This is a genomic window from Methylotuvimicrobium alcaliphilum 20Z (genome assembly GCF_000968535.2).
Classification (GTDB): domain Bacteria; phylum Pseudomonadota; class Gammaproteobacteria; order Methylococcales; family Methylomonadaceae; genus Methylotuvimicrobium; species Methylotuvimicrobium alcaliphilum.
The window spans coordinates 1,270,446-1,290,754 of record NC_016112.1; the positions used below are offsets into that span (position 1 = coordinate 1,270,446).

General features: G+C 51.3%; 13 protein-coding genes and 3 tRNA genes. 12 read left to right on the forward strand and 4 right to left on the reverse strand.

The features are described 5' to 3' along the window. The first annotated feature begins 4 nt into the window (after positions 1 to 4). From MEALZ_RS05490 to MEALZ_RS05510, 5 genes are all read left to right on the forward strand, one after another. Positions 5 to 685, forward strand: a complete 681-nt coding sequence (locus MEALZ_RS05490; protein WP_014147617.1) for a DUF2760 domain-containing protein — start codon at positions 5 to 7, stop codon at positions 683 to 685. Between the two features lie 281 nt (positions 686 to 966). Then, the gene (locus MEALZ_RS05495) at positions 967 to 2,820 is read left to right on the forward strand and encodes an Hsp70 family protein (protein ID WP_046061393.1); all 1,854 of its coding nucleotides are present in this window, start codon (positions 967 to 969) and stop codon (positions 2,818 to 2,820) included. Between the two features lie 423 nt (positions 2,821 to 3,243). Beyond that, positions 3,244 to 6,012 (forward strand): Hsp70 family protein, encoded by a 2,769-nt coding sequence (locus tag MEALZ_RS05500; RefSeq protein WP_014147619.1) that lies wholly within the window; start codon positions 3,244 to 3,246, stop codon positions 6,010 to 6,012. A gap of 70 nt (positions 6,013 to 6,082) precedes the next feature. Further along, complete coding sequence (locus tag MEALZ_RS05505; protein ID WP_014147620.1) at positions 6,083 to 7,180, forward strand: SPFH domain-containing protein; 1,098 nt, start codon at positions 6,083 to 6,085, stop codon at positions 7,178 to 7,180. A gap of 286 nt (positions 7,181 to 7,466) precedes the next feature. Further along, positions 7,467 to 8,702 (forward strand): hypothetical protein, encoded by a 1,236-nt coding sequence (locus MEALZ_RS05510; protein WP_014147621.1) that lies wholly within the window; start codon positions 7,467 to 7,469, stop codon positions 8,700 to 8,702. 377 nt (positions 8,703 to 9,079) lie between these two features. On the opposite strand, the gene mutS is transcribed toward MEALZ_RS05510, so the two are convergent. Continuing rightward, positions 9,080 to 11,647 (reverse strand): DNA mismatch repair protein MutS, encoded by a 2,568-nt coding sequence (gene mutS / locus MEALZ_RS05515; protein WP_014147622.1) that lies wholly within the window; start codon positions 11,645 to 11,647, stop codon positions 9,080 to 9,082. 276 nt (positions 11,648 to 11,923) lie between these two features. Here mutS and MEALZ_RS05520 point away from each other — a divergent pair, with 276 nt between their 5' ends. Together MEALZ_RS05520 and MEALZ_RS05525 are read left to right on the forward strand one after the other, a co-directional pair. After that, the gene (locus tag MEALZ_RS05520) at positions 11,924 to 12,442 is read left to right on the forward strand and encodes a CinA family protein (protein ID WP_408607044.1); all 519 of its coding nucleotides are present in this window, start codon (positions 11,924 to 11,926) and stop codon (positions 12,440 to 12,442) included. 15 nt (positions 12,443 to 12,457) lie between these two features. Further along, positions 12,458 to 13,468 carry a Gfo/Idh/MocA family protein gene (locus tag MEALZ_RS05525; protein WP_014147624.1) on the forward strand — a complete coding sequence of 337 codons (1,011 nt, stop codon included), beginning with the start codon at positions 12,458 to 12,460 and terminating at the stop codon, positions 13,466 to 13,468. Here the strand turns inward: MEALZ_RS05525 and MEALZ_RS05530 are convergent, their stop codons facing one another. The 3 genes from MEALZ_RS05530 to MEALZ_RS05545 form a co-directional block, all read right to left on the reverse strand. After that, positions 13,469 to 14,452 (reverse strand): ABC transporter substrate-binding protein, encoded by a 984-nt coding sequence (locus tag MEALZ_RS05530; protein ID WP_014147625.1) that lies wholly within the window; start codon positions 14,450 to 14,452, stop codon positions 13,469 to 13,471. It abuts the gene before it with no gap. 246 nt (positions 14,453 to 14,698) lie between these two features. Further along, positions 14,699 to 16,122 (reverse strand): IS3 family transposase gene (locus MEALZ_RS05535; RefSeq protein ID WP_162473003.1). Its coding sequence is split into 2 segments (ribosomal slippage): positions 14,699 to 15,765 and positions 15,765 to 16,122, totalling 1,425 coding nucleotides; the frame shifts between segments, so codons are not numbered across the junction. Positions 16,123 to 16,309: 187 nt separating this feature from the next. Beyond that, complete coding sequence (locus MEALZ_RS05545; RefSeq protein WP_014147627.1) at positions 16,310 to 17,299, reverse strand: ATP-binding cassette domain-containing protein; 990 nt, start codon at positions 17,297 to 17,299, stop codon at positions 16,310 to 16,312. Positions 17,300 to 17,925: 626 nt separating this feature from the next. Between MEALZ_RS05545 and MEALZ_RS05550 the strand changes: the two genes are divergently transcribed. The 5 genes from MEALZ_RS05550 to MEALZ_RS05570 all read left to right on the forward strand — a co-directional run bounded on the left by MEALZ_RS05550 (position 17,926) and on the right by MEALZ_RS05570 (position 20,122). After that, the gene (locus tag MEALZ_RS05550; RefSeq protein WP_223842352.1) at positions 17,926 to 18,369 is read left to right on the forward strand and encodes a tetratricopeptide repeat protein; all 444 of its coding nucleotides are present in this window, start codon (positions 17,926 to 17,928) and stop codon (positions 18,367 to 18,369) included. A 3-nt stretch (positions 18,370 to 18,372) separates the two neighbouring features. Continuing rightward, positions 18,373 to 19,776 (forward strand): glutamate--tRNA ligase, encoded by a 1,404-nt coding sequence (gene gltX, locus MEALZ_RS05555; protein WP_014147629.1) that lies wholly within the window; start codon positions 18,373 to 18,375, stop codon positions 19,774 to 19,776. Positions 19,777 to 19,823: 47 nt separating this feature from the next. Then, positions 19,824 to 19,899 (forward strand) — tRNA-Ala (locus MEALZ_RS05560). Between the two features lie 18 nt (positions 19,900 to 19,917). After that, positions 19,918 to 19,993 (forward strand) — tRNA-Glu (locus MEALZ_RS05565). A gap of 53 nt (positions 19,994 to 20,046) precedes the next feature. Further along, positions 20,047 to 20,122: transfer RNA gene (locus MEALZ_RS05570), tRNA-Glu, on the forward strand. The last annotated feature ends 187 nt before the right edge of the window (positions 20,123 to 20,309 follow it).

Sequence of the window (20,309 nt, forward strand, 5' to 3'; positions counted from 1 at the left end):
TATTATGAATACGACCTATACGATAGATTTAACCCTAAAGCCGACAACCTTCGATTTATGGCATGTTTGTTTGGCGGGAACGGTGGCTTTATTAGCGATTTTGCTGATCGTGTTGTTGATAGTCATGTTGATCGGAATCGCCAGAGGTAGAAAAAAACTGCTTGAGGAAGCCTTACGCAAGTCTGCCGCCTCGTTGGCCGAAACCGTCAAGATACCCGAGCCTGAAGTCAAAGTCGTCGAGAAGATCGTCGAAGTCGAAAAAGTCGTTCAAGCGCCGGCGCCGGAGCCGGTCGTATTAAAAGAAGCAACGCCGGATGCGGCTTTACAATTGTTGAGTTTATTACAAAAAGAAGCCCGCTTCATCGACTTCATTAAAGAAGATATTACCGCTTACAATGACGCCGATATCGGTGTGGCCGCAAGGGTTGTTCATGAAGGCTGCAATAAGGCGATCAACGAACATTTTAAACTCGTGGCCGTCCATGAAGGTCAAGAAGGAAATAAAGTGACTTTGCCAAAAGGATTCGATGCCGCGTCGATTAGATTGACCGGCAACATTGTCGGCGAAGCGCCGTTTACCGGAACTTTGATTCATAGAGGTTGGCAAGCGGCCGAAATACGTCTCCCTAAATTGACTGCGGGGCATAATGCCAAGATTATCGCACCGGCCGAGGTAGAATTATGAAAAGTTTATTTGGACATTTGAAACCGGAAAATTCGAACAAGGATCTCTTCAAATCGAATAAAGCTAATGAAAACATAGCCGATTTAGAATCTCAAATAGAAGAGGTTCAAGAAGAGGAGCAACAGGTTGAAGGAGCTCAGGGAGGGCAGCCTGAGACTGAAGAGTCGAAAACTGAAGTATTACAGGCCGAAGGGAACGAAATAGAATCGAACGAAGAAATAGAGTCGAATGAAACAGAGTCGTTAGATGATAACACTGAAGAAAGTAATGATGTCGAAGTCATGACGAATGAAAGTACAGGGCCTCGTTTTTCGGTTGGGATAGACTTAGGCACGACGCATTGCGTGTTGTCTTATGTCGATTTAAGTCAAAGCGATGAAGATGGTCATGCTCAAGAAGTCATGGCGATACCTCAGTTAACTTCGCCGGGTGCGGTCGAGGAATTGATGCAGTTGCCGTCTTTTTTATATCAGGCGCATCATTCCGAATTGGCGGAAGGTTCGACGGCTTTGCCTTGGACCTCGAAACCTGAATTTTTAGTCGGCGAGATCGCTCGCAGTTTAGGGAGTAAAGCCCCGATTCGGCTGGTTTCTAGTGCGAAAAGTTGGCTGTGCCATGCCGGAGTCGATTGTAAGGCGCCAATTTTGCCGGCTGAGGCGCCTGAAGAAGTCGAGCGGGTTTCGCCTTTTCAAGCGACCGTCGCCTATTTACAGCACATACGCGATGCCTGGACGCAACAGCACCCCGATGCGCCGTTGGCTAGTCAAGACTTGACAATTACGGTGCCGGCGTCGTTCGATCCTGCGGCTCGCGAATTGACTGTCGAAGCGGCACGTTTTCTCGGTTTGGAACAAGCACTCTTGCTCGAAGAGCCACAATCGGCATTGTATAGCTGGATCGAAAGAAGTAACGGAGAATGGCGAAAGCAAACTGAGGTCGGCGATATTATATTGGTAATCGATATCGGCGGCGGTACGACCGACTTGTCCTTGATCGCGGTTACCGAACAGGACGGAAATTTGGAACTCACGCGAGTCGCGGTCGGAGACCATATCTTGCTCGGCGGCGACAATATGGATCTGGCCTTGGCTTATACCGTCAAAGCCAAGCTCGAAAAGGACGGAAAGCGTTTGGAGTCCTGGCAAATTCAAGCCTTGACCCATGGCTGCCGCGAAGCGAAAGAAAAGATTTTCAACGATCCCTCGTTGGATGTGATGCCTTTGGTCGTTCCGAATCGTGGTTCGTCGTTAATCGGCGGTTCGTTGCGTACCGAATTGACGCGCGATGAAATCAATAATGTGTTGATAGAAGGCTTCTTTCCGCGAGTCTCTGCCGCCGACCGTCCGATCAGCCGTCCTCGTGGCGGGCTGCGTACGGCGGGCTTACCTTATGCGCAGGATGCCGGTATCACACGGCATTTGTCGGCGTTTTTGGCCAAACAACTTAACGCAACCGACGACTTAAAAGATATCAATCTGCCAGAGCATGCATCGTTTTTACATCCGACTGCTGTGTTGTTCAATGGCGGCGTACTAAAAGCCGTGCCCCTGGCCGAGCGCTTGATGGAGGTTCTAAACAGCTGGTTGACTGGAGAGCAAGCGCCCGAAGCGCGCTTGCTAGAAGGTGCCGATCTCGATCTAGCGGTCGCGCGCGGAGCCGCCTATTATGGTTATGTGCGCAAAGGTAAAGGCGTTCGGATCAAAGGCGGCACGGCGGCTTCTTATTATGTCGGTATTGAAAGCGCAATGCCTGCGGTGCCGGGTATGCCGCCCGAGATCGAAGCGCTGTGTATCGCACCGTTCGGCATGGAAGAAGGCACTGAAGCAACATTGCCCGATGACGAATTCGGATTAGTCATCGGCGAACCTGTACGATTCCGTTTTTTCAGCTCGAATACACGCCGCGAGGACCAAGTCGGTACCCGGTTGGAGTATTGGATCGATGAAGAGCTCGAAGAGTTGGATGAAATCGAGATTACTTTGCCTGAAGAAGGAAGAAGAGTCGGGGAGGTTGTTCCGGTGCATCTAACTTCGGCCGTGACCGAAGTCGGTACCCTCGAATTGCATGCGGTCTCGCGTCAAGACGACAAGCGTTGGAAAGTGGAGTTCGACGTTCGGGCCGGCGAAGAGGATTGACTCGGGTATGGGTTCCCTCGGAGAGCCGTGGGAACCGGAAAATTATCTCGCGCAGGGGCGCTGAGAAAACACGTTTAACCAACGTGTCTGGATATACCTTTCGCACTTCAAATTTCGGCAGTGCCTAAGGAGGCACCGGGGTGCTCGGCATAGAACCTACATGGACGTATTTACCCAGCACCTAAATTCCATAGCCTATTGGTCATGGTTAATTGTCTTGGATAATTTAGGTCTGGGTTCTCGGCGTCCTTTGACGAACCCCCTGTGCCGAATTTTGATCTACGATGAGTATACATTCTCATGGGTAGCTTTTGGCTACGGAAGCATAGAAACAAGAATTAAGCTTCAACTCTCTGCGCCCTTGCGTCACTGCGAGGGAAAAGAAATAAAGCCGTCTATAATGCCTTGACAAGTAAACACACCGTGCAAAAACAAAATCCTCAATTTCTGGTCGGTATCGACCTCGGCACGACGCATACGGTCGTAGCCTACGCGCATGCCGATCCAACAGCCTCCGAAATCCGAATTTTCGACATTGAACAATTGGTCTCTCCGGGTGAAGTCGCGGCGCGGCCGTTGCTGCCGTCGGTGCGTTACCATCCGGCCGAAGGCGAATTGTCCGAGGCAGACTTGGCGTTCTTGCCGACCGAAGACAAGGCTGTAATCGGCGAAGCTGCGCGTGTGCTCGGCGCGAAAACGCAGGGTCGCTTCGTGACCAGCGCGAAAAGCTGGCTGTCGCATCCGTCGATCGATCATACTGCGGACGTTTTGCCATGGGGCAGTAGTGATGACATTTCAAAAGTGTCTCCGCTCGAAGCCAGCGCGAGTTATTTGGCGCATATCCGTAGCGTCTGGCGACACAAATTTCCGGACGCGCCGCTCGAAGATCAGGATATCGTCATAACCGTTCCGGCTTCGTTCGACGAAGGAGCAAGATCTCTGACGATCGAGGCCGCCAAATTGGCTGGGCTCATGCAAGTCAAGTTACTCGAGGAGCCGCAAGCGGTTTGTTACGACTGGCTCCGGCGTCATGACGGCAGGATCAAGCAAGAATTGGCCGACGTGCGTTTGCTGTTGGTTTGCGATGTCGGCGGAGGCACGACCGACTTGACGCTGATCAAGGTCGAGCCGGCCGAACCGGAACCGAAACTGACGCGGATCGGCGTCGGCGACCATTTAATGCTCGGCGGCGATAACATCGATCTGGCACTCGCGCATCTGGCCGAACAACGCATAATAGGCGGCGGTAAGCGTCTGTCGGCGGCGGATATGTCGCAACTAATCGAGCAATGCCGCATCGTCAAGGAAAAGCTCTTGGCCGACGAGGCGCCTGAACAACTCGGCGTCACGCTGCTCGGCGGCGGCTCGAAATTGATCGGCGGCACGCGCTCGGCAATGTTGACGCGCGATGAAGTGCGGAGCATCGCGTTGGATGGTTTCTTTCCGTTATCGGGCTTGAACGACTTACCGGACCGTAAGCGCAGCGGAGTCGTCGAATTCGGCCTGCCTTATGCGGCGGAACCGGCGGTCAGCAAACATATCGCAGCGTTTTTGAAATTGCATAACCAAGCCGCGCTCGATGCTTTGAACGGCGAGGGTGCCGTGCCGGATGCCTTGTTGCTGAACGGCGGCGTGTTTCGTAGCCGCCCGCTGACCCAGCGGATTCTCGATTTGATTGCATCCTGGCGAGGTGGTGCGCCGAAGCAGCTCGAAAACAAGCATCCGGAATTGTCGGTTGCGTTGGGTGCGGTTAGCTACGCGCAGGCAAGGCGAAATAAACAAGTCCGTATCGGTGGCGGTGCGGCGCGCAGTTATTTCTTGATTGTCGATACCGAACGCGGCGAACAGAAAGGTGTCTGTATCTTGCCGCGCGGCAGCGAGGAGGGGCACGAGGTTGTCTTACAAGATCGACAATTCGCGTTGCGATTGGGGCAGCCTGTGCGCTTCCATCTGGCTTCGACAACGGGCGACACTGAATATAAGCCAGGCGAGTTGGCTGTGATCAACGATGAGCGTTTTCATTCGCTGCCGCCGCTGGCGGTCGCGTTGTCAGGAGACGAGAGGTCGCTCGAAACCAAACAAGCAAAACCGTCTACTTCCGAAGTGACTGTTCGATTAGCCGTTATGCAAACTGAAGTCGGCACGCTTAAGATTCAGTGCGTTTCGGTGCAAGACTCAAGCAAGCGTTGGGACGTTGAATTTCAAATCCGCAAAAAAGCGGGCGCGGGCGTTCAGGCCGAATTGCCGGCGCAATTCGACAGGGCGGTCGAGTTGGTGCAGGCTGTGTTCGGTTCCAAGTCCAAACAAATTAATCCGAAAGCAGTCAAAAGTTTGCGTGCCGATCTCGAAAAACTACTTGGCTCTCGCGCCGACTGGGAGACGCCGTTATTGCGAGGCTTGTTCGGCGCTTTGCTCGACGGCATCAAATACCGCAAACGTTCCGAAAATCACGAACGGGTTTGGTTGAGCCTGACCGGTTTCTGTCTGCGTCCCGGCTTCGGTTATCCGCTCGATGATTGGCGCGTCGAACAATTATGGAAGATTTACGATCAATCGATTCAATACGTCAATGAAGCGCAAATATGGAGCGAGTGGTGGACGCTCTGGCGGCGTGTCGCCGGCGGTTTCGATGCGGCCAAACAGGAAAAGATTTTCGACGATATCGCTAAGTATTTGAGTCCGGCATCGGCGCGACAACCGGCCGTTGCGAAACAGCTCAAGACACGAGCTTATGACGACATCGTGCGCCTTGCTGCCGTGCTCGAACGTTTGTCGGTCGATAAAAAAATTCAACTCGGCGAATGGTTGTTGAAACGTTTGCAAAGTCCGGGCGAGTCCGAGCAAACCTGGTGGGCGGTCGGCCGAATCGGCGCGAGGATTCCGTTTCACGGTAGTAGTCATAACATCGTACCGCCCGCGATGGCATCCGTCTGGCTGAAACAGGTCATGCGAGTCGACTGGAAAAAAACGCCCCAGGCCGGATTTGCCGCGACGCTGATCGCGCGCATGAGCGGCGATAGAAGTCGTGATATCGACGACGCGTTACGCTTCGAAATCATTGAGCAATTGAAAGCGGCCAAGGCACCGACGTCGTGGATTGCGATGGTCGAAACGCTGAAGGAACTCGACGAAAAAGAAGAGAAACAAATCTTCGGCGAAGCCCTGCCGCCGGGTTTGAAGTTGATTGGTTGATTCAAGAAATAATTTCGCGCGTATTCATATACAGATAGGCATAGAATCCAAATAGAGTAGGAGCACAAACATGGGTTTTTGGAACAAGCTGTTCGGCGAATTCGTCGATGTGATCGAATGGACCGACAGTTCCAGTGATACGATGGTATATCGCTTCGAACGCTACGGGAATGAAATCAAATACGGCGCAATGCTGACCGTTCGCGAGTCGCAGACGGCGATATTAGTCAGCGAAGGACGCGTGGCCGATTTTTACGAGCCGGGTTTATATCAGCTCGAAACCCGTAATATGCCGATTCTGACCACGCTCGAAAGCTGGCCGCACGGTTTCAAAAGCCCGTTCAAAGCCGAAGTCTATTTTTTCAACATGCGCCGCTTCACCGATTTAAAATGGGGCACGAAGAATCCGATCATGTTGCGCGACAAGGAATTCGGGCCATTGCGGTTGCGCGCGTTCGGCACCTATTCGGTCAGAATTAATGAACCGCTAGCGTTTATTAAGGAAATCGTCGGTACCGGCGGGCACTTCCGCACCGATGATATCAGTTCGCAATTGCGGAATCTGATCGTATCGCGCTTTTCCGACATCATCGGCGAATCGGGCATTCCTGCCTTGGATCTGGCCGCGAATTACGACGAGCTCGGTGCTTATATCACGGAACGCATTGCGCCGGAATTTTCCGAATACGGGCTCGAAGTATTGCAGTTGTTGGTAGAAAACATCTCATTGCCGCCCGAAGTTGAAAATGCGCTCGACAAACGTACCAGCATGGGCATCATCGGCGATCTTCACCGTTATACGCAATTTCAGGCGGCTGAGGCGATGGCAGCGGCCGCGCAAAATCCGTCAGGAGGCGCTTCCGAAGGCATCGGCATGGGAATGGGTTTCGCGGTCGCGCGCGAATTGGGCAAGTCGCTCTCCGAGCAGCCGTCTGCTCAGCAAGCTACGCCGCCGCCGATTCCGACTTCGACGGCCTATTTCGTTGCGATAGCCGGACATCAGGAAGGCCCCTACGAGCTAAAAGTCATCGAGCAAAAAGTCCGCAGCGGCGAAATCAATCGCGACACTTTGGTTTGGAGCGCAGGGATGGCGCAATGGAAGCAGGCCGGTCAAGTGCCTGAGTTTTCCGCGGCGTTTGTTCATGTGCCTCCGCCGTTGCCGGGTTGAAAGCGGTTAGTAGTTAGCAGAGAGCGATTAGTAGATAGTAGTGAAAGGGGAAAGATGAAAGGTGAAAGATGAAAGGTGAAAGGTGAAAGGTGAAAGGGGAAAGGGGAAAGGGGAAAGGGGAAAGGGGAAAGGGGAAAGGGGAAAGGGGAAAGGGAAAGGGGAAATTAGAGCTTGACAAGTGGTTAAAATGTCGAATCATTTCACTATTCACCGCTAACCGTTAACCGTTAACCGCTAACCGCTAACAATGGAATCTTATAACATTGGATTGCTATGAAAAGTTGCCGTGCCTAAATTTAAGGCGTCTTTAAAACCCGGTGTCGAGCGTTTTCCGTGCGGGCAGTGCGGCGCGATTTTGAAATATGCGCCCGGTACCGAGCATCAGGTCTGCGAGTATTGCGGATTCGAAAATCATATCGAGCCAAGCGCCGCGCCGATTCAGGAATATGACCTGCAGCAAGCGTTGAGACAGTTGGCTCAACCTCAGGCTGAAACGGTTAAGGCGCAGATTCATTGCGATGAATGCGGCGCCGGGTTTCAGTTCGATAGTCACATTCATGCCGGCGAATGCCCGTTTTGCGGCACGCCGATCGTGACGGCAACCGCGCAAGCCAAACCGATTCAGCCGAAATCGCTGCTGCCTTTTGCAATCGGCGAAGCTGAAGCTAAACAGCAGTTTCAACGCTGGATCGCGAAGCTATGGTTCGCGCCTAATACGGTTAAAAAATATGCCCGTAGCGATACTAAGCTGACCGGAGTCTATTTGCCCTATTGGACCTTCGATAGCGACACCGAGACCGATTATGTCGGCGAGCGAGGCGATGTCTATTACGTCACGGTACCGGTTCAAGTGGTGCGAAATAACCGTACCGTCACCGTTATGCGACGAGTGCCTAAAATACGCTGGACGCCGGTTTCGGGTCGCGTACGGCGTTTTTTCGACGATGTGTTGGTGGGCGCGAGCAAATCGCTGCCGCGTAAGATTCTGGATGCCTTGCAGCCTTGGGATCTCTACAACCTGATGCCCTACGACGAAAAATATTTGAGCGGTTTTCGTAGCGAATATTATCAGGTCGAGCTCGATGAAGGCTTCGATGCGGCCAAGCAAATCATGGATAGCGTGATTTACCGGGATATCGCGCGCAACATCGGCGGCGATCATCAGCGTATCCATCAGGCAAGAACGAGGCACGACAAAACGACTTATAAGCATTGTTTACTTCCGGTCTGGTCGGCCGCGTTTCGCTATCGGGATAAATCTTATCGTTTTGTAATCAACGGTCGTACCGGCAAAGTGCAAGGCGAGCGGCCTTATAGTGGGTGGAAAATAGGCTTTGCGGTGTTGGCCGCGCTACTGACGGTTGCCGGTATTTATTATTATCTCGAGACTAGCGGCGCATTAGAGAAATTGCAGCAAAGCGATTATTACTCCCTTTTGATTGAAAAACCGTCTAAGAATAAAAGGTATGGGATGTGTCTATCGAGGAAAGCCGTTCACCCAGCACCTAAATCCAGCACCTAAATTCCATAGGTCTTTGGCAATGATTCAAAATTATGGCTTATTTAGATGCTGGGTAAATACGTCCATGTAGGTGTCCCTCACCCCGCGTTAAGTGAGGGGCTGATTACCCCGGCGCCTCCTCCTCCGGCACTGCCGAAATTTGAAGTGCGAAAGGTATAGATGGGGATGGGAGTCATGAAGACAGCGAATGAGTCTCTTTCGTAAGTAAAATGACAACCTGCGGGGTGCTCCCGTCAAAAGGCGAGATGATTCTTTTTTGGAGGTTCTATCGCAGAACTGGCCGCTATAAACGGCAAAAGTGCAAACTTTGCATGGAGAAAAACGGCCTAACGTCCTGGCTCCACGATACGCGATAATGTTTTCGCCCATTCCTAAAATTACTCCACCATCTTTTTTAAACGATAAAGCGTATCCAAAGCTTGCCTCGGGCTCAAGTTGTCCGGGTCTAACTCCTCGATCAAACAGACTGCCGGATGGCACTCTTGGGTCGCGAATAAATCCAATTGCTGATTGCCCGATTCGGTCTGGTTTTGATAATAAGTGTTGTTTTCGAGATGCTGCAATTTCAATTTGGCTTTGTCTATCACTGTTGCCGGAACACCAGCCAGTGAGGCGACTTGCAGCCCGTAACTTTGGCTCGCCGGACCTTCCTTGACCGCATGCAGAAACACGATTTTGTCGCCGTACTCCATTGCGTCGAGATGCACGTTATGGATCGGTTTTTGCTCGTCCGCTAGAGTCGTCAACTCGAAATAATGCGTCGCGAATAACGTATAAGCCTTTGTGACTTTTGCTAAATGATCGGCGCAAGCCCAAGCCAAAGACAAGCCGTCAAAAGTGCTGGTGCCGCGGCCGATTTCGTCCATCAATATCAAGCTTTGTTCGGTTGCGTTATGCAGAATATTGGCAGTTTCCGACATTTCAACCATGAAAGTCGAACGTCCGCCGGCCAAGTCGTCTGAAGCGCCGATGCGGGTGAAAATCTTATCGACCGGGCCGATCGTTGCGGCCTTGGCCGGAACATAACAGCCGATATGCGCGATCAACACGATCAAGGCCGCCTGGCGCATATAAGTCGATTTACCGCCCATATTCGGGCCGGTGATGATGAGCATGCGGCGCTGAGGCGATAGTTTAAGATCGTTTGCGACAAACGGAATGTCGGAGACTTGCTCGACGACCGGATGCCGTCCGCCTTCGATATCGATGCCGGGCTTATCGGTCAATTGCGGGCGAGTCAAATTCAATGTTTCGGCGCGTTCGGCAAATGCCGCCAGCACATCCAGTTCGGCGAGTCCTTGCGCGCATTGCTGCAGATCAATTAATGACTCGCCGAGCTTGTTCAGCAATTGATCGTATAGTGATTTTTCGAAGGCCAGCGATTTTTCTTTCGCACTCAGAACTTTATCTTCGAAGGTTTTTAATTCCTCGGTAATGTAGCGCTCGACGCCTTTCAGCGTTTGTTTACGGTGGTAGTGTGCCGGAACTTTCTCGGCATGTAATCTTGAAACCTCGATATAGTAACCATGCACGCGGTTGTAATTGACTTTTAGGCCGCTAATGCCGGTCGCAGCCTTTTCTCGCTCCTCCATATCGAGCAGAAATTGATCGGCATTGCGGCTTAAGTTGCGCAGTTCATCGAGTTCGGCATGGTAACCGGGGGCAATGACGCCGCCGTCGCGAATTAGAACAGGCGGGTTGTCGATAATGGCTCGTTGCAACAGCTCAGATAACTCGGGTTGTTCGGTGAGTTGCTTGGCCAGGCGCATCAGCTCCGGACTGTCGGTATTCGATAGCAAGGGCTGCAATGTCGGTAAAACGGCCAGGGTATTGCGTAACACGATCAAATCGCGCGGCCTGGCCGATTTGAGTGCGATTCGTGAGCTGATACGCTCGATGTCGCCGACCGCATTTAATTGATTGCGAACAGCATCTAAAAGCCGTTCGGACAATAGCGATTCGATTGCCGAATATCGGTTTTGCAGAATGGCTTGGTCTCTGAGCGGCCGGTTGATCCAGCGGCGCAGACAACGACTGCCCATCGCTGTGACGGTTTTGTCGAGTACGCCGAATAAGGTGTAGCGCAGCTCGCCGGTCGGATGCGTGTCCAGTTCCAGATTGCGGCGGCTCGCGGCATCGAGTTGAATGCCCTCGGAATTGTTTTCGACCCGAATGCCTTGAATATGGGGCAGGGCGCTTTGCTGCGTGTCTTTGACGTATTGCAACAGACAGCCGGCCGCGGCAATAGCGATCGGCATATTTTCGCAACCGAAGCCTGATAGATCGTGCGTGTTGAATTGATTCAATACCAGTTGACGCGCACTGTCAGGCTCGAAATGCCAAGGCGGGCGCTTACAAATGCCTTTGCGCTGCTTCAAAGCCTGTAGAAGAGCGATATCTTCGCTGACCAATAGCTCGGCCGGGTCCAGACGTTCGATTTCGCTCAACATCGTATCGGCCGAATCCAGTTGTTGCAATACAAAGCGTCCGCTGGTCACATCTAAAGCGGCGATACCGAATTTGGAATCGGCAACATGCAGCGCCACCAGCAAATTATCCTTACGGTCCTCGAGCAGGGCTTCGTCGGTAACGGTGCCGGGTGTGACGATGCGCACCACTTTGCGATCGACCGGTCCTTTCGAAGTCGCCGGATCGCCGATTTGTTCGCAAATCGCGACCGATTCGCTGTGGCGCAACAATTTTGCGATGTAGCCTTCGGCGGCATGATACGGAATGCCGGCCATCGGAATCGGCTCACCGGCCGACTGGCCGCGCTGCGTCAGCGTAATATCGAGAATCTGAGCGGCTTTTTTGGCATCGTCGAAAAAAAGTTCATAAAAATCGCCCATCCGGTAAAAAACGAGCGTGTCGGGATGGTCGGCCTTGATGCGCAGATATTGCTGCATCATCGGGGTGTGTTGGTTGCTGGTTTGTTTTATACTCATAGATATTATTTTATCTTAGGATTGAGTCATAGATATACTCATCGTAGATCAAAATTCGGCACCGGGGGCCCGTCAAAGGACGCCGTGAATACATCCATGTAGGCTCTATGCCAGCATCCATGCTGGCAAAGCCTTTGCCGAGCACCCCGGCGCCTCCTTAGGCACTGCCGAAATTTGAAGTGCGAAAGGTATAACTTTCTTATTTTTTAATGCAGGCTAACCGAACCCGCGACAAAGCCCATGGTTCCGGAAAGTTATTTGTCAAGAAATCCTTAATTGATAGGTCTTGCCCCATTGGTCCCATTAAATACAGAGAACGAAATCATCGCATTGGCTCGCGTGGTCGGGTTGAGTCTAAAGGAACGCGGTTGGCTGCTGACAACCGCCGAATCCTGTACCGGCGGCGGCATTGCACAAGCGATTACCGAAATACCGGGCAGTTCGGCTTGGTTTGACCGAGGCTTCGTGACTTACAGCAATGCCGCCAAAATACAAATGCTGGGCGTCCGGGCCGAGACGATCGAAAATTATGGCGCGGTTAGCGCCGAGACTGCGAGCGAGATGACAGGCGGCGCATTGAAACACAGTCAGGCCGATTGGGCAATCGCGGTGACCGGCATTGCAGGACCGGATGGCGGCACTTCGGTGAAACCGGTCGGCACGGTTTACATCGCTTGGCAGCGGCGTGGTGCAATTGCCGAAATTGCCGAAATGCATTTTGATGGCGATCGCCACCAAATTAGAACCGAAACAATCAAGACCGCATTGGCGGAATGGTTGAATATTGATAAGTAAACACGGAGGAGAATCATGAACGAACACAAGAAATTACGCTGGGGTATCTTAGGCGCGGCAAGAGTCAACGAGCGGCTGATGCCGGCGATCGTCGACGCGAGCAATGCCGAATTGGTCGCGATCGGCAGTCGACGTCCCGGCGCTGCGGCGGAAACCTTGGCGAAATATGCGCCGCATCAGCAAGGTGTTCGCGCTTACGATAGCCCTGAAGCGATTCTCGATGACGATGAAATCGAAGCGGTTTATTTACCGATGGCGAATCGTGAACATGCCGAGTGGGCCTTGCGCGCGATCGAGAAGGGCAAGCATGTATTGTGCGAAAAGCCGATGGCGTTGAAAGTTTCGGATATCGAAGCGATAGAAGCTGCGGCGCATCGTCATAACGTCACCGTGATGGAAGGCTTTATGTACCGTTTTCATCCGCAGCATGCGCGGGTCTTGGATATTGTGCATTCCGGCGAGATCGGCGAGGTTAAAACGGTGCGTGCGAGTTTTTCGTTCATGATGAAACCGGCCAGAAGGTATCGGGTCGCCGATAGTATCGATCAGGGCGGCGGAGCGATGTGGGATATAGGCTGCTATGCGATACATTCGCTCAGGTTGTTTTTCGACGGGATGCCGGAGTCGGTCACGGCGGTATCCAAATATATCGAAAGCGGCGCCGATACCGCAAGTAGCGGTGTGCTTGATTTCGGCGACGGTAAATATGCGCATTTCGATTTTAGCTTTGAACGCGCGCGGCGCTGCGAATACGAAGTTGTCGGTACAAAAGGCGGTTTGAAATGTCATGGCGTTTGGCAAAATCCGGGCGATATTCCAGTCATTTCCTGGTGGACGGAAGGAGGGCGGCAATCTGAGGAGATACTCCCTATCGCCGATCATTTCCGTTTGGAAATCGAACACTTCAGCGATTGCGTTTTGACCGGCAAGGCTCCCGCGCTTTCGCTTGAAGACGCTAAGACCAATTGCCGGATTATTGTCGGTGCGCTGCAATCGGCCGAGGACGGTCGGGTAGTTCGCTTTTAATCATAAGTAGCTTGGGTCAATCAAATCGGTTAAGTCGTTCTCGTGCGGTAGTTTTCCCGATTCGTACATGAAGATGCTAAGGTTGCGTGCGCTGTCTAGCAGAATTGGAGACGACCCTTCCAGTAAGCGTCGATTGTTGCTTCGATCGGGAATGACTAAACCCTTATATGTGCCAAGCACTTGAGCAGGCGATAATTTAAAGCGCGGTGCCATTCGGTATGCAGCATCTTGTGGGTTTTTGGTCAAATGCTCAAGCGCCTTAAGATGGGCGGAGACCAAATGGCGAATGGCTGGTGCTCGACTAAAGTCTAAACGATCGGTTCGAAAAGCCAACACATCAAGAATAGTGTCAGGAATTTTTCGACTGTCGAAAAGCTTGGTTGCACCTTCGCGTAATAAACGGCTGGCAATCGGATCGTATGTGACTAGGGCGTCGACTTTTTGCTGTTGCCAGGCCTGAAAATGGGCGTCGATTGTCAAGGGAACCGCTGTGATTTCAGCCATTGACAAGCCCGCGGCATCAAGTGCTTTGTGCAGCAATAGCGAGCCGACCGTGCCTTTTTCAAAGCCGATGCGCTGCCCCTTGAGATCGGCTGATTTTACTATGTATGGTCTAGCTAACAACATATCCGCACCAGCTGAAATGTTAAATACCAAAACCACGGTAAGCGGCAAGCCGGATGCGCGTGTCGTTAAAACTTCGTCCAGTGTCAATGCTGCACCGTCAATCTTGCCTTCGATCAGTGCGCTTAATGATTCGGTTGCAGAGGTTGTTTCCATCAAATCGACTAAGGAGCTATCCAACCATTTTTCGCGCTGGGCTAGAAACAGGAATTCATAACCGGGCCAAGCATGAGCGGCAATCGCAATTCGTCGAGCAAACAATGATTCACAGCCGGGAAGCCAGGGTGATAGGCTCAGTGCGGTAAGGCATCGAATGAAGTGCCGGCGGGATAGGTGTTTCGTCAAATCTGTTGTCGTCACTGCTGCTGATGAAAAATAAAAAATGTAAAGAGTCAATAAGGGCGCATTTTATCTGGCATCCGGTTAGTGAGCGGGCTATGGCGTTTATGCTTTGCTATAGCCGTCGTTTAATTAGGAGGTATTTATGGCTAAGGATTTCGTGGCAAATAACATCCTGGAGCTATGAGCTTTGTTGAGGGTTCGGCAACCGGTATATGTCAATGATTTTGAGACACCCATAATAAAAAATTAGTGTAGATTGTGAGTTTAGTTTTCCTGGTCGAGAGCCTCATTTGCCGTCCGTGAAGGGGGCGGGTTAATCCAAGCGGCTTCAGGTACGGCTTGGGCATGGGGTTGGCGGTTTTTGAAGCGTTCCGGATTGCGCTCGAATGCGGCATGCAGGACTTGCGTGCGCTGCGTAACTATCTCGACGGCTTGGCCGCTGTGAACGCTGGCCGGGGTTAACAGTGCAATGCCGGAGTGATAGTGGTCATGGTTGTACCAGTCGAAGAACGTTCCGCAAAAGCTTCTGGCATCTTCGATAGCGCCGAATTGAGCCGGAAAGCCCGGTCGGTATTTCAAGGTCTTGAACTGCGCCTCGGAATACGGGTTGTCGTTGGAGACATGGGGCCGTGAATGGGTTTTGGTCACGCCCAGGTCAGCCAGCAGTTGCTCGACGCCTTTGGAGGTCATACTGCTGCCGCGGTCGGCGTGAATAGTCAATTGGCCTTCACGGATAGTTTGCCGAGTACAGCTTTCGCCAATCAGTCGCTTAGCCAGCTCGGTGGATTCGCGGTGCGCTACCATCCAGCCGACCACGCAGCGGCTGAAAATGTCGATAATGACGTAGAGGTAGAAATACGTCCATTTGGCCGGGCCTTTGAGTTTGGTGATATCCCATGACCATACTTGGTTGGGCGCAGTGGCGAGTAACTCGGGCTTGGTGTAGTTGGGACGACGAAGCTGGTTGCGGCGCTCGCGCACTTCCTGGTGGCGCACCAGGATGCGATAGAGGGTGCTGATGGAGCACAGGTAAACGCCCTCGTCGAGCAGCGCCGCATAGACCTGATAAGGCGAGCAATCCATGAAACGCTCGCTGTGCAGATGCGCCAGGACGTGTAGCTCTTCGTCCGTACTCAGTGCCAGCGGCGGGCGCGGACGTTCGACCGGCCACGAAGAGCGATCTTGTTGTGCGCGATAAAACGAGGCACGGTTGAAGTTGAGCGCCTCGCAGGCGGCCTTAACGCCAACCTCACGGCTGAGTTCAAGCGTGGCCTTCATGATGCTCTCCCGGTGTGGGCTGGAATCTCGCACAAGCCCAGCAGTTGCGAAAGTTTTTTTTGGACATCGATGATAGCCTCCGCCTGTGTTAGGCATGCCTGCAAACGCTGAATTTCGGCTTGCAGACGAGCATTTTCAGCGGCTAACGGATTCTTGTCCGAAGGTTTGCGGCCACGCGGCTTGGATAGACCGGCGCGGATGGCCTGCTCACGTTCGCTGCGCCATTTGCTGAGATGTGAGGAATATAATCCCTCTGTGCGCAGCAACTTGCCGATGCAGCCCGGTTCGCTACACGCATCAGCCTGGGTCAAGATGCGCTCTTTGTATTCGGCGGTAAACGTCCGGCGGGCGGCCTTTTCAAGCACTTCGCTGGTGATGCGGGAAGGTTCCGCGGCGAACGCGGAGGACACTTCAGCCGCCCTACGGCTCTTGCGTGTCCTCCTCGTTCGCCGCGGCATGAGGAATAGCTTGTACGGTTGTGTCAGTCATGAGATTTTCTCCGAAAATGTTCCCTAATTAATGCATGGGGCGGTGTCTCAGGTATATTGACACAGAGGGACTCGCTTATGAGATAAGAAATGTAAAAGCATATTTACCTCAGAATGTTACGATCGAATTCGACTTAAAATTAACCCAAACTTCATCTCCTAATTGCAACTTTAAATCATGTAACGCTTCGAAGGTAATTAGAGCTTGAAAAATTTCGCCTGCTGAAATATTGACTCTCACCTTGCCCATTTCCTCCGAAATCGATGTGACGCGTCCCGGATATTGATTGCGAATACTGGAACAAAAAGGTTCTTTGGACAAGACAATTTCATGCGGATCGATCGAAATATGCCGACATCCTTCGATGTCCCCGGTTAAAACGACACTCAGTTTACCCGTATTAAAAATATGATTGTCAAGATGACCATGAAACAAGTTTAGTAACGGTGTTTGAACTTGGCTGCCGTTAATGAGCGTTATGACTTCGTCGGCAAGCGCTAAGCCTTGCAGCCGGTTATGGGTGCTAAAGATCAAGTTACGAGTGGAGGCGCTGTAATCTTGGATAAACTCCTCAAGCATGTTATTCGCGGCTTGATCCAAATAACTGAATGGTTCGTCTAATAACAAAACCTCGGGATCGTTAATTAGTGCGCGTGCAAGAGCCGCTTTTTGCAGTTGCCCACCCGACAGCGTATTGGCTTGCTGGTTGAGTAAATGAATGGCATCGAGACGGTTGAGAACCTCGTTAATTTTGTTTTGCCAAAGCAGTTTCGGTACGCTGTGTAATTTTAGCGCAAGTTTTAGATTATCAGCCACCGTACCCCGAAGCATGTAAGGTTTTTGGGTTAGTAGCCCAACACGCTTTCTTAATGCTTGCAGTTGCTTTTTGGTGCGAACGGTTTCACCCTTGAAGTTGATGCTGCCTTGCTGCGGCGAATCTAAAAAAGCCAGCATGTTAAGTAAAGTGCTTTTTCCGCAACCGTTAGGGCCGATCAATGCAGTGATTTTACCGGTTTTGACGCTAAGCGAAGGCAGTGTGAGTGCTACCTTATCAACGTAAAGAAAACGAATATCGTTTAGTCGGTAAAGGTCGGTCATTTAAGTTACGCGGGTTGCTTCTCAGGGTGTATTCTCGAACAAATAGCTATTCAAGACAAATAGATATTAATGGTCAATTGCGAGTCGTGAGATAAGGTTCGCTCGGTGGTATACCCATCGAAGATCAAAATTCGGCGCCTGGGAGTCCGCCAAAGGACGCCGTGAATACGTCCATGTAGGCTCTATGCAAGCTCCATGCTGGCAAAGCCTTTGTCGGACACCCTGGCGCCTCCTTAGGCAATGCCGAAATTTCAAGTGCGAAAGGTATAAAAGAGTTGTAAATCCTTTCTACTCCCTTTTGATTGGAAAACCGTCTAAGAATAAAAGGTATGGGATGTGTCTATCGAGGACCGTCGTCTCGCTAGCCACGCCCCATACCTTCTTCATAAAGTTAACTAATTTTTGAGTATAAAGGGAGTAAGAAGAGTGCTGAATTCTGAATTTACCGAATGTTTAATTCCTCTCAGGGCTATGTCGTGAAATAATACTCGTTCTGAGAGTTGTTTCGTTTCGGCGGGTCGAAAAGTAAAACATTTGATTTGCCGAAAGCATTTTATCAACAACTCTGTCGTTAATCGATGCATGAGGTTAGAGGAATGATTAAAATAACAACGATAGCTTGCCTGTTGGTTTTAGCTGAAATAGGTGTAGTTCATGCAGAAGAAGCCGGTGCCAAATCATATGTTCAGGCTTCGGCGGAACAAGGCGATGCGCTTGCGCAAGCTAAAATGGGTGCCTTATATTTATTGGGTCGGGATGGTTTTGAAGTCGATGAGCAACAAGCCGCCGGGTGGATGCTTAAGGCGGCTGAGCAAGGTCTGCTCGAAGCAGAAGTCGTAGTTGCTGCAATGTACGATAGAGGTTTAGGCATGCCACAAGATGTCAAAAAAGCCACGCAATGGTATGAAAAAGCAGCGGCAAAAGGCCATGGCGCTTCGTTGGCTATTCTGGGTAAAAATGAGGCGCCGAAGGGTAGTGTGGGTTTTAACTACCAGGCAATACGCATGCGAGCTTCCAAGCAAATTCCAAATGAATATGCAAAAAAGATTTTATTGAAAACGAATAAGTAACAAATGACGACAAAAACACGATTTGCCCCGAGTCCGACGGGTTATCTTCATATCGGCGGCGCGCGGACCGCGCTTTTCTCATGGTTGTATTCCCGTAAGCACGGGGGCCGTTTTATTTTGAGGATCGAAGATACCGATCTGGAGCGTTCGACGCAAGAATCGGTTAATGCGATTTTGGAAGGAATGACTTGGTTAGGCTTGGAGTACGACGAAGGACCTTTCTATCAGACGCACCGGTTCGAACGTTACAAAGCCGTCATACAGCAACTGCTCGACCAGGGTGATGCCTACTATTGCTATTGCAGTAAAGAAGAGCTGGAACAGCTGCGTAACGAGCAGATGGCGAATAAGGAAAAACCGCGTTATAACGGTAAATGCCGGGAAACTCCGGGCGTATCTGAAGGCGTCATGCCGGTGATTCGATTTAGGAATCCGAATGATGGCGAGGTGGTTATCAGGGATTTGGTGAAAGGCGATATTGTCGTTTCGAACAAAGAATTGGACGATTTGATCATCGCACGCTCCGACGGATCGCCGACATACAATCTCAGTGTCGTCGTCGATGATATGGATATGGGAGTGACGCATGTGATTCGCGGTGACGACCACATAAACAATACGCCGAGACAGATGAATATATTGAAGGCGTTGGGTGCCCCGATTCCGGAATATGCACATCTGCCGATGATATTGGGCGCGGATGGCGCGAGACTGTCCAAACGCCATGGCGCGGTCAGCGTGATGCAGTACAGGGATGAAGGTTATTTACCCGAAGCGCTATTGAATTATCTGGTTCGGTTGGGTTGGTCGCATGGCGATCAGGAAATTTTTAGCCTGGACGAAATGATCGAGTATTTCGAACTAAAAGACGTCAATGTGTCGGCATCGGCATTCAACCCGGAAAAGTTATTGTGGCTCAATCATCAATACATCATGAACTCGGATCCGGCTCATGTCGCACGGCATTTGAGTTGGCACATGGGCGAGCAGGGTATCGACCCTACCGACGGACCGGATTTGGTTGAGTTAGTCAAAGTTCAGAAAGAGCGTTGTAAAACCCTGGTCGAAATGGCGACGATCAGTCGCTATTTCTACAAGGACTTCGATGAATACGACGAAAAGGCTGCAAAAAAGAATTTCAAATCGGAGAGTGCGGACGTTTTGCAGCAGTTGCATGATCAATTTAGCGGACTGGATAATTGGCAGGGAGAGGTTTTGCATCAAATTGTCGTCAATTTAGCCGAGACCTTGGGGCTGAATTTGGGAAAAGTCGCGCAGCCCCTGCGAGTAGCGGTTTGCGGGACTTCGGTGTCGCCCCCGATCGATATGACATTGGCGTTGTTGGGGCGCGAAAAAACATTGGCGCGATTAGTTCGTGCCGTGGATTTTATTAAGTCTTTAAATTAAAGCTGGACAAGAATTTAAAATCCTGTAGAATATGCGGACTCAAGTGAGGGGCCATAGCTCAGCTGGGAGAGCGCAACACTGGCAGTGTTGAGGTCAGCGGTTCGATCCCGCTTGGCTCCACCAATTGAATTAGCGTCTTAAGTCCCCATCGTCTAGTGGCCTAGGACACCGCCCTTTCACGGCGGTAACGGGGGTTCGAACCCCCCTGGGGACGCCATTTCGCACAAAAAAGTTCAGATATCGGTTCTGATAAAATACCGATCCGTTTTAGTCCCCATCGTCTAGTGGCCTAGGACACCGCCCTTTCACGGCGGTAACGGGGGTTCGAACCCCCCTGGGGACGCCACTTATTAAAGGCTTACGATCTTTGGTCGTAGGCCTTTTTTATTGTCTATTGTTTTCTACCTTAAATAAATCATCTAACCGTAATGTTCACGAAGCAGATCTAAAACGATCGGCTTTAATTTATGTGTACACTATTTCGGTAAGTGTATTATCCTGTGACATTATCATAACCGTTTAAGTTGTTGCAT

Excerpts from the sequence above, each read along its gene's own strand:
- mutS (WP_014147622.1), bottom strand. The coding sequence starts at position 11,647 with ATGAGTATAAAACAAACCAGCAACCAACACACCCCGATGATGCAGCAA.
- MEALZ_RS05545 (WP_014147627.1), bottom strand. The coding sequence starts at position 17,299 with ATGACCGACCTTTACCGACTAAACGATATTCGTTTTCTTTACGTTGAT.
- MEALZ_RS05505 (WP_014147620.1), top strand. The coding sequence starts at position 6,083 with ATGGGTTTTTGGAACAAGCTGTTCGGCGAATTCGTCGATGTGATCGAA.
- MEALZ_RS05525 (WP_014147624.1), top strand. The coding sequence starts at position 12,458 with ATGAACGAACACAAGAAATTACGCTGGGGTATCTTAGGCGCGGCAAGA.
- MEALZ_RS05495 (WP_046061393.1), top strand. The coding sequence starts at position 967 with ATGACGAATGAAAGTACAGGGCCTCGTTTTTCGGTTGGGATAGACTTA.
- MEALZ_RS05490 (WP_014147617.1), top strand. The coding sequence starts at position 5 with ATGAATACGACCTATACGATAGATTTAACCCTAAAGCCGACAACCTTC.
- gltX (WP_014147629.1), top strand. The coding sequence starts at position 18,373 with ATGACGACAAAAACACGATTTGCCCCGAGTCCGACGGGTTATCTTCAT.